Origin of the sequence: Bradyrhizobium sp. CER78 (assembly GCF_029846235.1) — a bacterium.
Taxonomy (GTDB): domain Bacteria; phylum Pseudomonadota; class Alphaproteobacteria; order Rhizobiales; family Xanthobacteraceae; genus Bradyrhizobium.
Map to the genome: position 1 here is coordinate 137,613 of NZ_JARVWP010000009.1, position 14,377 is coordinate 151,989.

General features: G+C 64.8%; 14 protein-coding genes. 10 read left to right on the forward strand and 4 right to left on the reverse strand.

What is annotated here, in order from left to right; translation table 11 throughout:
* Positions 1-106: 106 nt before the first annotated feature.
* The 3 genes from QDT69_RS20910 to QDT69_RS20920 form a co-directional block, all read right to left on the reverse strand.
* Positions 107-880, reverse strand: a complete 774-nt coding sequence (locus QDT69_RS20910) for an SDR family NAD(P)-dependent oxidoreductase (protein WP_279708353.1) — start codon at positions 878-880, stop codon at positions 107-109.
* 91 nt (positions 881-971) lie between these two features.
* On the reverse strand, positions 972-1,589 hold the full coding sequence (locus QDT69_RS20915) for a hypothetical protein (RefSeq protein WP_279708354.1): 618 nt from the start codon (positions 1,587-1,589) through the stop codon (positions 972-974).
* Between the two features lie 80 nt (positions 1,590-1,669).
* Positions 1,670-2,065 carry an MAPEG family protein gene (locus QDT69_RS20920; protein ID WP_279708355.1) on the reverse strand — a complete coding sequence of 132 codons (396 nt, stop codon included), beginning with the start codon at positions 2,063-2,065 and terminating at the stop codon, positions 1,670-1,672.
* A gap of 258 nt (positions 2,066-2,323) precedes the next feature.
* Here QDT69_RS20920 and QDT69_RS20925 point away from each other — a divergent pair, with 258 nt between their 5' ends.
* The 3 genes from QDT69_RS20925 to QDT69_RS20935 all read left to right on the forward strand — a co-directional run bounded on the left by QDT69_RS20925 (position 2,324) and on the right by QDT69_RS20935 (position 5,422).
* A complete protein-coding gene (locus QDT69_RS20925) occupies positions 2,324-2,695 on the forward strand; it encodes a hypothetical protein (RefSeq protein WP_279708356.1) in 372 nt (123 codons plus the stop codon).
* Positions 2,696-2,842: 147 nt separating this feature from the next.
* Positions 2,843-5,113, forward strand: coding sequence for a TonB-dependent receptor (locus tag QDT69_RS20930; protein ID WP_279708357.1), 2,271 nt, complete (start codon positions 2,843-2,845; stop codon positions 5,111-5,113).
* Between the two features lie 156 nt (positions 5,114-5,269).
* On the forward strand, positions 5,270-5,422 hold the full coding sequence (locus QDT69_RS20935; protein WP_279708358.1) for a hypothetical protein: 153 nt from the start codon (positions 5,270-5,272) through the stop codon (positions 5,420-5,422).
* 37 nt (positions 5,423-5,459) lie between these two features.
* Here the strand turns inward: QDT69_RS20935 and QDT69_RS20940 are convergent, their stop codons facing one another.
* Complete coding sequence (locus tag QDT69_RS20940; protein ID WP_279708359.1) at positions 5,460-6,368, reverse strand: LysR family transcriptional regulator; 909 nt, start codon at positions 6,366-6,368, stop codon at positions 5,460-5,462.
* A gap of 136 nt (positions 6,369-6,504) precedes the next feature.
* Between QDT69_RS20940 and QDT69_RS20945 the strand changes: the two genes are divergently transcribed.
* The 7 genes from QDT69_RS20945 to QDT69_RS20975 all read left to right on the forward strand — a co-directional run bounded on the left by QDT69_RS20945 (position 6,505) and on the right by QDT69_RS20975 (position 14,377).
* Positions 6,505-7,278: an SDR family oxidoreductase gene (locus QDT69_RS20945; protein ID WP_279708360.1), complete on the forward strand. Its 774-nt coding sequence runs from the start codon at positions 6,505-6,507 to the stop codon at positions 7,276-7,278.
* Between the two features lie 239 nt (positions 7,279-7,517).
* Positions 7,518-8,453, forward strand: a complete 936-nt coding sequence (locus tag QDT69_RS20950) for a helix-turn-helix domain-containing protein (protein WP_279708361.1) — start codon at positions 7,518-7,520, stop codon at positions 8,451-8,453.
* 118 nt (positions 8,454-8,571) lie between these two features.
* Positions 8,572-9,816, forward strand: coding sequence for an acyl-CoA dehydrogenase family protein (locus tag QDT69_RS20955; protein ID WP_279708362.1), 1,245 nt, complete (start codon positions 8,572-8,574; stop codon positions 9,814-9,816).
* 25 nt (positions 9,817-9,841) lie between these two features.
* Entirely contained in the window at positions 9,842-10,561 is a 720-nt protein-coding gene (locus QDT69_RS20960; RefSeq protein ID WP_279708363.1) for an SDR family NAD(P)-dependent oxidoreductase, read from the forward strand.
* Between the two features lie 478 nt (positions 10,562-11,039).
* A complete protein-coding gene (locus QDT69_RS20965; protein WP_173641103.1) occupies positions 11,040-12,290 on the forward strand; it encodes an ABC transporter substrate-binding protein in 1,251 nt (416 codons plus the stop codon).
* 136 nt (positions 12,291-12,426) lie between these two features.
* A complete protein-coding gene (locus tag QDT69_RS20970) occupies positions 12,427-13,245 on the forward strand; it encodes an AraC family transcriptional regulator (protein WP_279708364.1) in 819 nt (272 codons plus the stop codon).
* 121 nt (positions 13,246-13,366) lie between these two features.
* The gene (locus QDT69_RS20975) at positions 13,367-14,377 is read left to right on the forward strand and encodes a branched-chain amino acid ABC transporter permease (protein ID WP_279708365.1); all 1,011 of its coding nucleotides are present in this window, start codon (positions 13,367-13,369) and stop codon (positions 14,375-14,377) included.

A 14,377-nucleotide genomic window follows, 5' to 3' on the forward strand; every position in this document is an offset into this window, starting at 1 on the left:
GTAAAGAGTGTCGACCGTGGAGACACCCCCACCCCAACCCTCCCCCGCAAGCGGGAGAGGGGGCGCAGTTCCTTGGGGCTGCAGATCGACTTCAGTTCATTGATGCCTACGCCACCGTCCCGCCGTCGACCGGCATCGCGATGCCGGTGACGAACGAGGCCTTGTCCGACAACAGGAACACCGCGACCTCGGCGATCTCCTCGGGGCGCGCGGCGCGGCCCATCGGATTGCGGGTGACCGCGGCCTTGATCAGTTCCTCGGGATCGGCCTCGTTGTGGCCGGGCTGGTCGGGCCGATTGACGAACACCCGCAGCATCGGCGTGTCGATCGCACCGGGACAGATCGCGTTGACGCGCACGCCATCCTTGGCGTGGCGCTTGGCGAGCGCACGCGCCAGACCAATGACGCCGGCCTTGGCCGCCGAATAGGTCGGGCTCCACGGCGAGCCGACCAGGCCGGAGGTCGATGCGGTGAACAGGATGCTGCCCTTGCGCCGCGCCGTCATCTGCGCGAGCGCCGCATTGGTCGTGATCAGCTGCGAGCGCAGATTGAGATCGACGCTGAGATCCCAGCCTTCGAGATCGTCGATCACGGACGGACCGGGAATGCCGAGGTGATTCCACACGCAATCGAGCGCACCGAATTCCTTCACGGTCGCGGCGACGATGTCGCGCGAGAACTTGTCGTCGCGCAGATCGCCGGCCAGCGCCAGCGCGCGTCCGCCGCCTTTCTTGATCTCGTCGACCACCGCCTTCGCGCCGGCCTCGTTCTGGTCGACCACCGCAACCGCGGCGCCCTCGCGCGCGAGGATGCGCGCGCCGGCGCGGCCGGCGCCCGATGCCGCAGCGGTGACGAGTGCGATCTTGCCCTGCATGTCCATGTTTCGATCCCGATTGTGCCCGTGAGGCCGAGCCTTCTTGGTGCTGGTTGGTTGAATCAGGACCGCGCCGCCGCAGTCTTGCGCTGAAGCGCTAGCGGCCGCCGAACAGAACCGGGGACTGGCCGGGCAACAGCTGCGAATGAATGTCGCTGTCCATGCGCTCGGCCCCCTGCTGGGTGAAGCTGGCCCCGAAGGACAGGCTGACATTCGAGCTCGGGCGGAACTCGACACCTGCACGCGCCGAATAGCCGGCGTTGACGCCTTGATTGCCGCTGAACGGCGCCAGCGGGCCGCCGGCGCCGGGGGGATTGTATTTCAACGAGTCGAAGCCGGCGAAGAACGTCACGGGCGTATTGCCGACGCCCTTGAAGTTGTAGCCGACCTGCGCGCCCTGATATTCGAGCCCGCCGAATGCCGCCGATTGGCCGAGCCCGTTCCAGCCGACACGGCCGCCTTCGCCGCCGACAAACCAGCCGTCCGGCCGGCCGTTCAGATACGAGAAGTCGGCGCCCTGCGCGCCGGCGGCGTCAAAGCTCGGAAAATTGCCGTAAGTGTCCGCCTTCTGGCCATCGGCCAGGCTGCCGCCGAAACCGAACAGCGAGCCCGGGGTCCAGTAGCGCACCGGTCCGGCCTGGGCATTGGCCTGCTGGCCGCTCAGGCACAGCACCAGGAAGATGATTGCGAGACCGGATTTGCTTGCGAGGGACATTCCGACTGACCGCCACGTTGGGCCCAAATTATACGTCCCGGACGCCGGGAATGCCAGCGCGGCACGCCGATCTTGGGCCGTCAGCCCAGGAACAGCCCCGCAACGATCATGAGAATGCCGATCGTAGGCACGTTCCAGACCAGCGAACGGAGCAGCGCGATATCCGCCAGATACACAATGGCGTAAAGGAGGCGGCCCCAGAAATAGCAATGGGCTCCCCACATTGTGAGCCCGTTGTGCTTGCCCGTCACCGCAGCCGCAAGAATTGCGGCCGCGAACAATGGAAACGTCTCGAGGAAATTGCGAAGGGTCCGTTCAGCCCTTCCGGCAATGCCGGTGAGCGGGGCAACGGGCTGCTCCCGCGAGCTGGCCGTCCATCGATACCCCCGCTGCCAGCTCTGCAGATGCGACGCGACGAGGATGTGCGCAATGCCGAGTACAACGCTTGCCGCAAGCAGCTCGAGTTCGACGGTCATGCAGGCAGCATAGCATCGGCCGCGCCGATGTACGCTCGGCTTCCGTCGCGCCCATCGCATAAGGCGCACCTAGAGAGCGTTTTGCCGCCTCAATCGCGATGTTGCAATTTCGTCCGATCGCCCGGAAATTGATCGCATTGCCCAGCAATGCGGATTGACAGGCTGGTGGGTTTTCGAAACTGTGCGGCATTGCGCCGCATGGGGGCTGTGGGCTTTACGCCAACTGGCCAATCCCGCTTGGCGCGGAATGGCGTCGTCATGAAGTGGTTTCGCTCGAACATCAGGCAGGGGACTCGGCTGGCGCTGTTGGCGCTGTCGATCCAGTTCGTGCTGTCGTTCGGGCATTTTCATGCCATCGCGCCGGCCCAGGCCACGACATCATTGGCGACGCATGTCGAGCGCGCTTCGCGCGACGCGCCGCGTTCGAACCCCGATTCCGATCAGGCAACCGACCTTTGCGCCATCTGCGCCGTCGTGGCGATGGTCAACTCGGCAGTACCGGCGCCAGCATTGCCGCCGTTGCAATTGCCTGATGCCGCCGGTCTGCTCTGCTGGCAGATCGACAATTATGCGGCGCCGGTCGAGATCGGCCGGCTTCACTATCAGCCGCGCGCGCCTCCGGTCGCCTGACATCCCCGCACACTTGAACGTCGAACGCAGCCTCGCACCGGCTGCCGTTTGATCAATCGGAATCTGGCCGTCGCGCAGCGACGGTGGGCTCGACCGCGTCTTCCTCAGAAGGATCCGGATCGCTGCCTGACGAGATCGGGAACCAACATGTCAGGACATATCAGACGACACGCCGCCGGTGCGGCCTCACTCTTGTTCTGCGGGATGAACGGCGCCGCACTCGCGCAGACGACGGCGCCGACCACCACCCTTCCGGACGTCACGGTGACGGCGCCGCAGAGCCACGCCGCGCCATCAGGGCCGAAAAAGCCGAAGACCCGCGTTGCCGCCGGCGGCGGCCACCGCGCGCGACGAACCGGCGCGGTCACGGCGACGCCCGAGTCTCCAGAACAGACGCAGGCTCAGGCCGTAGCAAGCCAGAATACGCGGCTCGACCAGGCCCGCGCCGCCCTGCTCGCGCCGACCGGCGCCAACAGCTACCAGATGAGCCAGCAGTTCCTTCAGTCGCTGCCGCAGGGAACCAACACCACGCTGGACAAGGCGCTGCTACAGGCGCCAGGCGTCTCGCAGGACTCGGCGGCAAGCGGCGAACTGCACGTGCGCAACGAGCACGCCAACCTGCAATACCGCATCAACGGGATCATGCTGCCGGACGGCGTCGGCGCCTTCGGCCAGATCATCGACACCGGCATCGTCGGCAGCATGGCGCTGATCACCGGCGCGCTGCCCGCGCAATACGGCCTGCGCACCGCTGGCGTGCTCGACATCCAGACCAAGACCAACGCCTTCAACAATTCCGGCAGCATCAGCGTCTATGGCGGCAGTCATGGCAACTTCACCACCAGCGTCGACTATGGCGGCACGGTCGGACAGACGCAGTACTACGTCTCCGGCCGCTATTTCGGCAGCGACGTCGGCATCGAGAACCCGACACCGGCCTACAACGCGATCCACGACCGGACCGATCAGGAGAAAGGCTTTGCCTATATCTCGACGGCGATCGATCCGACCAGCCGGCTGACCTATATCGGCGGCGTCTCCAACGGCAACTACCAGATCCCAAACAATCCCGGGCAAACTCCGGCCTTCACCGCTTTCGGCGTCTCCAATTTCGACTCCGCGCTGCTCAATGAGCGGCAGCGGGAGTTCAACCAATTCAATGTCGTCGCCTACCAGAAGTCGGGCGACGGCTTCGACTACCAGGTCGCCTATTTCAACCGCTACAGCCAGCTGCACTTCATGCCCGATCCGATCGGCGATCTCGTGTTCAACGGGGTAGCTTCGGACGTGTATCGCCAGAGCTTTGTCAACGGAATCCAGGAAGACACGTCCTACAGGCTGGGCTTCGCGCACACGCTGAAGTTCGGCATGTCGTTCAGCGCCGAGCGCTCGCTGGTCAATAATGGTTCGACCGTGCTGCCGCTCGACGATGCCGGCAACCCGATCGACGCACCATTCTCCGTGTTCGATTCCAACGCCAAGACCGGATATCTGTTCTCCACCTATATCGCCGACGAGTGGAAAATCACCAACCAGCTGACGCTCAACGCCGGGCTGCGCTTCGATCAGATGTGGCAATATGTCGACGCCAACCAGCTGAGCCCCCGGGTCAGCCTGACCTGGAAGCCCGTCGAGGGCACGACCTTCCATGCCGGCTATGCGCGCAACTTCACGCCGCCCGAGCAGGTGCTGGCCGCCCCGACCAATCTTTCGCTGGTGCAGAACACGACGGCGCAGCCGGCGATCTCGACCAACGATCCCGTGCTGCCGGAGCGCTCGCACGTGTTCGACATCGGCGTGACGCAGAAGGTCTATGCGATCCCAGGCCTCGAAGTCGGCATGGACGCCTACTACAAGATCGCGACCGACCTGCTCGACGACGGCCAGTTCGGCCAAGCCTACGTCCTGACCGCCTTCAACTATGCGAAAGGCACCAATGAAGGCGTCGAGCTGACGGCGAGATACGACCACGACAATCTGCACCTCTACGGCAATGTCGCGATCGCAAGGCAGGTCGCTACCAACGTCGTGTCGAACCAGTATCTGTTTGATCCGGACAAACTGGCCTACATCGCCAACAATTACGTCAACACCGATCATGCCCAGGCGGTGACCACATCGGTGGGCGGCTGGTATCAATGGCACGACACCAAGTTCAGCGCGTCGCTGATCTACGGCTCAGGCCTGCGCGACGGCTTCGCCAACACCGGCACGGTGCCGCCCTATTCGCAGGTCAATGTCGGCGTCTCGCACGACTTCAACATCGTCGCGCCGAACAAGCCGACAACGCTGCGCCTCGACGTGGTCAACCTGTTCGACACCGTCTACCAGATCCGCGACGGCTCCGGCATCGGCGTATTCGCGGCGCAATACGGCCCGCGCCGCGGCGTCTATGCCGGCATCACGCAGAAGTTCTGACGCGGCCGACCACCGAGCGGGCGGTACGTGGAGCACTGAAAGTATTGCTCCGAGATCAATCTTTCTATTGTACCGATCAATGTGCCTGACCATATCTGGTTCATCGAACACGTTGCACCGGGTAAGCCCGTTGCAAGCCGCATGGAGACAACTGAAATGGAGATCAATTATCTCGATACGTTCCTGGCATTCCTCGGAATGACCTTCGGACTGGTCTCGGTGCTGCCCGGCCTGTTTTTCCAGCCCAAGGCCGAGGTGAAGCGCGCGACAAGGACGGGCTCAAGCCGCGCCGCCAACAGCAGGCGATGACGCGCCGCGGCCGCCAGGCCGGCATCACGCAGAAGCTCTAGCCCGCCACAAGCAGCTTCTCCTTCAACAGTGCCGTCAGCCAATCGGCAAACACCTGCAGCCGCCGCGACAGATGCTGGCGGTGCGGATAGAGCAAGGTCATCGGCATCGGCATGGCGCGGTGCTGCGGCATCACCTCGACGAGGTCGCCGGCATCGAGGTGCCGCCTCACGTCATAGGCGGGAATCTGAATCAGGCCGAGGCCGGCAAGGCAGCACGCGATATAGGCCTCGGCGCTGTTGACGGTGACGCGACCGCGCATTGCGATGCTGCGTGCCGCGCCCTGCTCGCGCCATTCCCACGCCTCGATCCGTCCCGTGGATGGCGAGGCGTAGTTGACCGCCCAATGCGCGGCGAGATCATCCGGCGTCTGCGGCGTGCCGTGGCGCGCGAGATATCCCGCGCTCGCGACGTTGATCAGCGTGAGGTTGCCGAGCGGCCGCGCGATCAGACCGGAATCGCCGAGCGGGCCGACGCGCACCACGCAATCGGCGGAGTCCTCGATCAAATTGATGGCGCGATCGGTGACGCCGAGATCGATGTCGATCTGCGGATAGCGATCGAGGAAGGCCGGCAGCGCCGGCGCGATGATCAGGCGTCCGATCCGCCCGGGCACGTCGACCCTGAGCCGGCCCGACGGTTCGGCGGCGGTATGGCGGAACAGGGTCTCGGCTTCCTCGACGTCGGCAACGACGCGCAAGCACCGTTCGTAGAACGCCGCGCCATCATGCGTCGGTGACACTTTTCGTGTCGTGCGATGCAGCAGCCGGGCGCCGACGCGCTGCTCCAGTTCCGCGACGGCTGACGAGACCGACGAGCGCGGCAGCCCCAGCGTGTCCGCCGCCCGGGTAAAGCTCGCGCATTCGACGACGCGCGCGAAGATGCGGAAGAGATCGATGCGGTCCAAGATCGGGCCCCGATTGTTCGCCATTTCTGACAAGTGACGTCAGAATGCACGGCTTTATCGGCAAATCCTAGACGATATCGTTGCCTCCAGAAAGCGGCCGCAGGGCGTGGCCGCAAGATCTGGAGCAGCCAACGCCATGACCGACCACAGCATCAACGACAAGACCGTCATCATCGCCGGCGGCGCCAAGAATCTCGGCGGCCTGATCGCGCGCGATCTCGCGGCCCACGGCGCGAAGGCGGTCGCGATCCATTACAACAGCGCCGCCACCAAGGCCGATGCCGACGCGACCGTCGCTGCGATCAAGGCTGCCGGCGCCAACGCGGTCGCCTTGCAGGCCAACCTCACGACAGCGGGCGCGATGGAGAAGCTGTTCACTGATGCCGTCGCCGCGATCGGCCGTCCCGACATCGCGATCAACACCGTCGGCAAGGTGTTGAAGAAGCCGATGGTCGAGATCTCGGAGGCGGAATACGACGCGATGAGCGCGGTCAACGCCAAGTCCGCGTTCTTCTTCCTCAAGGAAGCCGGCCGTCACGTGAACGACAACGGCAAGATATGCACGCTGGTGACGTCGCTGCTCGGCGCCTACACGCCGTTCTACGCCGCCTATGCCGGCACCAAGGCGCCAGTCGAGCATTTCACCCGCGCGGCCTCGAAGGAATTCGGCGCACGCGGCATCTCGGTCACTGCGATCGGCCCCGGCCCGATGGACACGCCGTTCTTCTATCCGGCCGAAGGCGCCGACGCGGTCGCCTATCACAAATCGGCAGCGGCGCTGTCCGGCTTGTCGAGGACCGGCCTCACCGACATCAAGGATATCGTGCCCTGGATTCGCCTGCTGGTGTCGGAGGGCTGGTGGATGACCGGCCAGACCATCCTCGTCAACGGCGGCTACACGACGAAGTGAACTGCTGCCGTTCCCTGCAGCGGCCCCTCGCGCGTGCCTCCTTGCTGCGGCGCCCTCGCAAAGGGGGCGCCGCAACGCCTTGAAGCAGCGCGCAACGCGCGCCGTCCTGGCTTGTTCGCACCGTGCACGATGCTCCATTTGTTACAGCCGCAACAGGCCGATGACGGAATTTGACCACCACTTTGGCCGGCGATATCCTTCGAGCGCTGGGGCCTTGTGACATTCTATTCGAGGCGCGCATGGAATGGTCGACCAGGCCGGCCCGTCCGGATCAACCCTTCGGCAGTTGGGCGGACGACTTGGCCGCTGCTTTCGTGCGATTGGAGCCGCGCAGGATTGCAGAGGATTCCTTTGCAGGCGCGATCTCCAAGGTCGACGCCGCTCCGCTCCAGATATCGCTGGTCACGGCGAGCGGACACACCGTGCACCGGCTCGCGTCGCACATCGCTTCAAGCACGGATGACCTTTGCTTCGTCAACCTCCAGCTCGAGGGGCTGGGACGCACCTCGCAGCGCGGCCATGAGCAGATCAGCGCGCCCGGCGATCTCGCGATCGCGGATACGACCCAGCCGTTCGAGATCGCCCACCGCCACGCCTTCAAGCTTTTTTGCTTTGCCGTGCCGCGCCGTCTGTTGCCGGACGCGCTGTTCGATCACCCGCAGCTCTGCCTGTCCGCGACAGAAACCGGCCGCGCGCTGTCCCGGACGCTGGCGAGCTACGCCGAGCTCTGCCTGAGTGGCGGTCAACATGCAGAAACCTCCGCGCTGATCGGCGCGCACGTCGCCGAGCTGATTGCCCATGCGCCGGATATCCTCGCCGACCTGCCGGCGGAGCACGTGCATACGCCTGTGCTTTTGTCGATGATGCTTGAGCATATCGCCCGTCACAGCGATGCTCCCGAACTCAACGCTCGGGTGCTGGCCACCAGGTTCCGCTGCTCCGAGCGCTACGTGCATCGCCTGTTTGAGACCACCGGCCGTTCCGTGGGCGAACAAGTCAACGAGGAGCGGATTGCCGCGTGCACGCGCGCGCTGCTCGATCGCAACTCTGCTCACAAGACCATTGCCGAGATTGCCTTCACCGCCGGGTTCCGCGACATCTCGCATTTCAACCGTCTGTTCAAGCGCCGCACCGGCCTCGCTCCGCGCGAGTTTCGCCGCGCCGCCGCGAATTGAAGCGCGACGAGACCAGGTTCACTCCACGCCAAGGATTCGGGCGCTGCCGTCCAAGATTTCCTGGTCGCGCCAAGCTAGCGATAGCCAAGCGGCCGACACGGAGCCGGAGGGCATTGGCATGGCGATCGATTTCACGCTCACGGCGCAGCAACGCGAGCTGCAACTGGCCTCCCGCAAATTTGCCAGAGAGGTACTGGCCGAGGCCCGGGCGGCCGAGTTGCTGGCGACGCCGGAGCAGCGCTTTCTCGCGACCAGGCCGACCTACGAGGCGATGGTCGCGGCCGGCTATTTGCGCAAGTGCATTCCGACACCGGCAGGCGGCGACAATGCCGGAATGATCGACATGGCGATCCTGGCCGAGGAATTCTACAGCGTGAATCCGAGCGTGACCCTCACCATGCTCGGCACCGTGCTCGGCCTGCTGCCGCTTCTGCTCGGCGGCACGCCGGACCAATGCAAGCGGCTGCTGGCGCCGTTCCTGAAGACCAGTGGCGCGCCGCTGGCCGCCTTCGGTTCCAGCGAACCGGGCGGCAGCGCCAACGCCGCCGCGCCGCCGCCCGGCGAGGGCGTCCGCACGACTGCCCGGCGCGAGGGCGACAATTGGGTAATCAACGGCCGCAAGAAATGGGTGTCCTCGGCCACGGGCTGGAATCGCGAGGGCGCCGATCTGCTGACCATCGTATGCCGAACCGATCCGGCGGCGGCGCCCGACTCGGCGATCTCGATCATCGCCGTGGAAGGACCGGTGGCCGGGCTGGTATTCGAACGCGCGATCGACAGCATCGGTCATCGGGCGCATCTCGTCCCGCAGTTTGGCCTTCAGAACGTCATGGCGCCGCACCACAATCTACTCGGACAACAGGGTGCCGGCCTCGCGCTCACCGCGGCGGCATTCACCGGCACCGCGGCACTCGTCGGCATCTTCGGCGTCGCGCTGATGCGTGCGGCCTTCGCGTTCGCGCTCGATTTTGCTCGCACTGAAAAGCGCGGCGGCGTCCATCCGATCATCGAGCATCAGGCGGTCGGATACGCGCTGGCCGATGCCAAGACCACGATCGAGGCGGCGCGTTATCTCAGCTGGCGCGCCTGCCACGCTCTCGACACCCAGTCGCCGGCAGCCGAGGAACTGGCGGTGCAGGCCAAGATCTTCGGCTCCGAGGCCGCCGTCAGCGTCATCACCGGTCTGATGCGGGTGGTCGGGATCGACAGCTACGATCATGAGACGCCATTTGGCGGCTTGCTCCAGGACGCGCTCGCACTGCCGATCTTCGACGGTGGCAATCTGGGCATCCGGCGGCGGCAATTGCACACGATGTTCAAGAGCCGCGACTACAGCCCGCTTGCTGCAAGCGGGGCGGCTTAGCGCGAAATCTTGAAGGAGTTGAATCATGAGCACCGAGCGGAAAGTGGCAATCGTCACCGGCGCATCGCAGGGGATCGGCGCCGGCATCGTTCAGGCCTTCAGGGATCGCAATTGCCGGGTCGTTGCGACATCCCGTACGATCAAGCCGTCCGCCGATGCGGATATCGTCACGGTGGCGGGTGACGTCGGCGCAGCAGGGACGGCGGAGGCCGTGTTCAAGGCGGCGCTGGAACGTTTCGGCCGCGTCGACACACTGGTCAACAACGCCGGACTATTCATGGCGAAGCCCTTTACGGCCTACTCACAGGACGACTACGACACCTACATCTCGACCAACGTGACCGGCTTTTTCCACATGACCCGGCGCGCGCTCGAACTGATGAGCAAGCAGGGCCACGGTCACGTCGTCACGATCACGACAAGTCTCGTCGACCAGCCGATGAGCAGCGTTCCGGCCGCCCTCACCTCGCTGACGAAGGGGGCCTTGAGCGCCGCGACCCGTGCACTCGCGATCGAATATGCGAGGACCGGAATCCGCGTCAACGCGGTGTCGCCGGGAATCATCAAAACCCCGATGCACCCGCCCGAGGCGCATCAGGCAATGGCGGCCCTGCATCCGGTCGGCCGAATGGGAGACGTATCCGACATCGTCGATGCGGTGCTTTACCTCGATGGCGCAGGATTTGTGACCGGAGAAGTGCTCCACGTCGACGGCGGACAGGCGGCCGGCCACCATATGCCCTAAGTCCGCGCTCGCCCCATGCCACTGAATTTGCCCGACGGCGCAAGCCGTCGCGTCGACAAAAAAGAACAGAGCTCGGACAGATCTTGTCGCGAGAGCGCTTATCCATGACCACCGGCCGTGCAACATACTCGGTGTCGTCCCTGCGAAAGCAGGGACCCATAACCACGATTGGCTATCGTTAAACGATGCCGGAACGACGAGTCCCTTCCACAACATCGGCTGCGGAGTATGGGTCCCTGCTTTCGCGGGGATGACATCGAGAATGCATCCGCTAGCCCTCCGCACCGAGAGAACTCTGCGACATTGCGTCGCGAAACTCGTTGCGGCGCAACAATCAAAATGAGACTGCCCGTTAAGCACCCACGCACCGACGACATCCGCGCCGCGCCTCCCTTCGGCTAGCTTTGCCGGCAACAACCGGACGCCCATCAGCCTTCTCGCCATGTGGACGCCGGCGACAACACAGAGGGAGGAAGCGATGTTGAAAGGCAGTTTGGGACTGATTGCGTTGAGCAGCCTGTTGCTTTCGGGCACGGCGTTCGCCCAGGAGAAGATCAAGGTCGGCGTCACCGCGACGCTCGAGGGCACCTACACGGTGCTCGGCGAGGACGGCATGCGCGGCTTCCAGACCGCGCTCAATGTGCTCGGCAAGAAGATCGGCGACAAGGAGCTCGAATTCGTCGTCGCCTCGACCGACGCGACGCCCGACTCCGCGGTGCGCGCGGTGCGCAAGCTGATCGAGCAGGACAAGGTGCAGATCCTGCTGTCGCCGCTGTCCGGCGACGAGGGCATCGCGGTGAAGAATTTCGCCAAGACCCATCCGGAGCTGACCTTCGTCAACGCCGCCTCCGGCGCGCAGGAGACGACCTATGTCGATCCGGCACCGAACTTCTTCCGCTACAACATGGACGGCGCGCAGTGGCAGGTCGGCCTCGGCAAATACGCCTATGAGACCAAGGGCTATCGCAAGATCGCGACCGTCGGCGAGGACTACTCCTTCATCTACACCCAGGTGTTCGGCCTGGTGCTGGAATTCTGCGGCGCCGGCGGCCAGGTCACCAACCGGCAATGGGTGCCGCTCGGCACCAAGGACTTCGCCTCGGTCATCGCAGCGCTGCCTGACGATGTCGATGCGATCTATCTCGGCCTCGGCGGCGCCGACGCCGTCAACTTCCTCAACCAGTATCAGCAGGCCGGCGGCAAGGCGCATCTGATGGGCGGCTCGATCATGATCGACCAGACCATCCTGTCGTCGAAGGGCAGTGCCAAGAACGCGCTGATCGGCACCATCGCCGCGAGCGGCCAGGCCGACACCTGGGAGGATCCGGGCTGGCAGAAATTCGTGAAGGCCTATCAGGACTCCTTCCCGGAGAGCAAACGCTTCCCGAGCCCGTCGCTGCTCGCCACCAACTATTACGGCTCGACCATGGCGCTGATCCTGGCGCTGCGGCAGGTCAATGGCGATCTCTCCAACAACCAGGCCAAGCTGAAGGACGCGCTGGCGAAGATCGAGATCGACGCGCCGAACGGCAAGATCAAGCTCGACGCCAACCGCCAGGCGATCGGCACCAATTTCGTCACCGAGGTGGTCGATGACGGCAAGGGCGCGCTGTTCAGCAAGGTCGTGAAGGTGATCCCGAACGTCAACCAGACGCTGGGCTACGATCCGGCGGTGTTCGCCAAGATCGGCCTGCCGAGCCGCACGGTCCCGGAGTGCAAGAAGTACTGACGTATTTGTTGCAGTGCAGGCAGAGCGGCCGCGGCATGGCGCGCGGTTGCATCAGGAGCCCTGCTCGCCCTTGCTTTCCGCGGGCGGATGATGAACGCTTGTCGAAAAGACAAGAACATCCCGCGGGAGGGGAGGCATGAGCAGGGCGCTTGCCGTCTTCCACGGCCGGTTCGGTCGCGCGACGGTCTATCAGTTGAACCGTCCCTTCAACGTGCATGCGCACCGCGAAGGGCACCTGATCTTTCATGTCGGCGGCACGCCGGCGCAGATCGACGTCTCCGAGCAGCGCCTGCTGCTCAAGGACGACACCGTAGTCGCGGTCAACCCGTGGGAACCGCACAATTTCCTGCCGACCGACATGGACCACGGCGCGATCTTCTTCGTGCTCTATGTCAATGCCGAATGGTTCGCCCCGCAGCCCGCCAGCGCGCAGGGCCTGCGTTTCGGCCGCACCTTCTTTCCGCGCACCGAGACGCTCGACCGGCTGATCCGCCGCACCGCAGCACTGGTGTGCGGCGCGCCGTCGCTGCGCAGTCTCGATTGCGAGCTCAGACAGCTGATCGATTCCTGCTACGAGGAGAGCTGGCAGGCGGCCGAGGGCGCGCCCGCGGCCACCGCGGTGACCGATTTCCGGGTCCGCAAATCGATCAAGCTGATGTCGGAGAGCCCCGGCGCGGAGATCGAGCTCGATGCGATCGCGCGCGAAGCCGGCCTGTCGCGGCCGCATTTCTACCGGCTGTTCCGGACGCAAACCGGCGTCACCCCTCACCTCTACATGAACACGCTGATCATGGAGCAGGCGCTGGATGCGCTGGTCGCGACCGAAGCGCCGATCGCCGATATCGGCTTCGATCTCGGCTTCTCCTCGCAGAGCGGCTTCACCCGCTTCTTCGCCGCCAATGTCGGCATGGCCCCGACCGACTATCGCCGCGCCGCCAAGGTGTTGCGGCCGTGAGCGAGTTCCGCACCGGACGATAAAAGATACTCTCGATCAAATCCGACGCTTTCGCCCTCGGTAGGATATTGGACACGCGGCCCGGCAGACGGTCGCGACCGACTGAGGGAACGCGGCTGACATGGCCAGGTTCATCGAACGCCATCCGGCCTGGGCGCTGATCGTGATCATCGCGGTCGCGGTGCTCGCATGGCTGGTGTTCGCGATCTGGCCGCCGGGGCTGGAGGCCGCGATCGGCCGCAAGCGCGTGTTCCTCAACGCCGTACTCAACGGCATCACGCTCGGCGGGCTCTACTTCCTGGTGGCGAGCGGCTTCACGCTGATCTTCGGCCTGATGCGCAACGTCAACCTCGCGCACGGCTCGCTCTATCTGTTCGGCGGCTATATCGGCTACGCCGTCAGCACCTGGACCGGTTCGTGGATCCTCTCTTTCATCGTCGCCTTCATCGCGGTGGCGCTGGTCGGGGTGATCCTGCAGCTCGCCGTCTTCCGCCGCATGGAGGGTCAGGACCTCCGCCAGACCATGGTCACGATCGGGCTCTCGATCGTGTTCGCCGATCTGATGCTGTGGGTGTTCGGCGGCGATTTCTACCAGGTCCAGACCCCGAGCTGGCTGATCGGCCCGGTGCAGCTGCCGCTGCTGACCGCGATCAAATCATCGGGCGAGCCGGTCTATCTGCAATATCCGCTGGTGCGGCTGGTGATCTTCGCCGCCTCCGTTGTGATCGGCATCGCGATGTGGCTGGCGCTGAACCGAACCCGCATCGGCATGATCGTGCGGGCCGGCGTCGACGACCGCGACATCCTGGCCGCGACCGGGGTGCGGATCCAGCTGGTGTTCGTGCTGGTGTTCGCGCTCGGCGCGGGGCTTGCCGGCATCGCGGGTGTCGTCGGCGGCACCTTCCAGTCGCTGTCGCCCGGCGAGGATACCCGCTTCCTACTTGCTTCCCTCGTCGTCGTGATCGTCGGCGGCATGGGCTCGATCCCGGGGGCGGCGCTCGGCGCCGTCATCATCGGCCTCGCCGAGCAACTCGGCTCGGTCTACATCCCGACCTACGCCATCGTCGTCACCTTCCTGATCATGGTGCTGGTGCTGGCGCTGCGGCCGCAGGGCCTGCTCGCGAGGCGATGA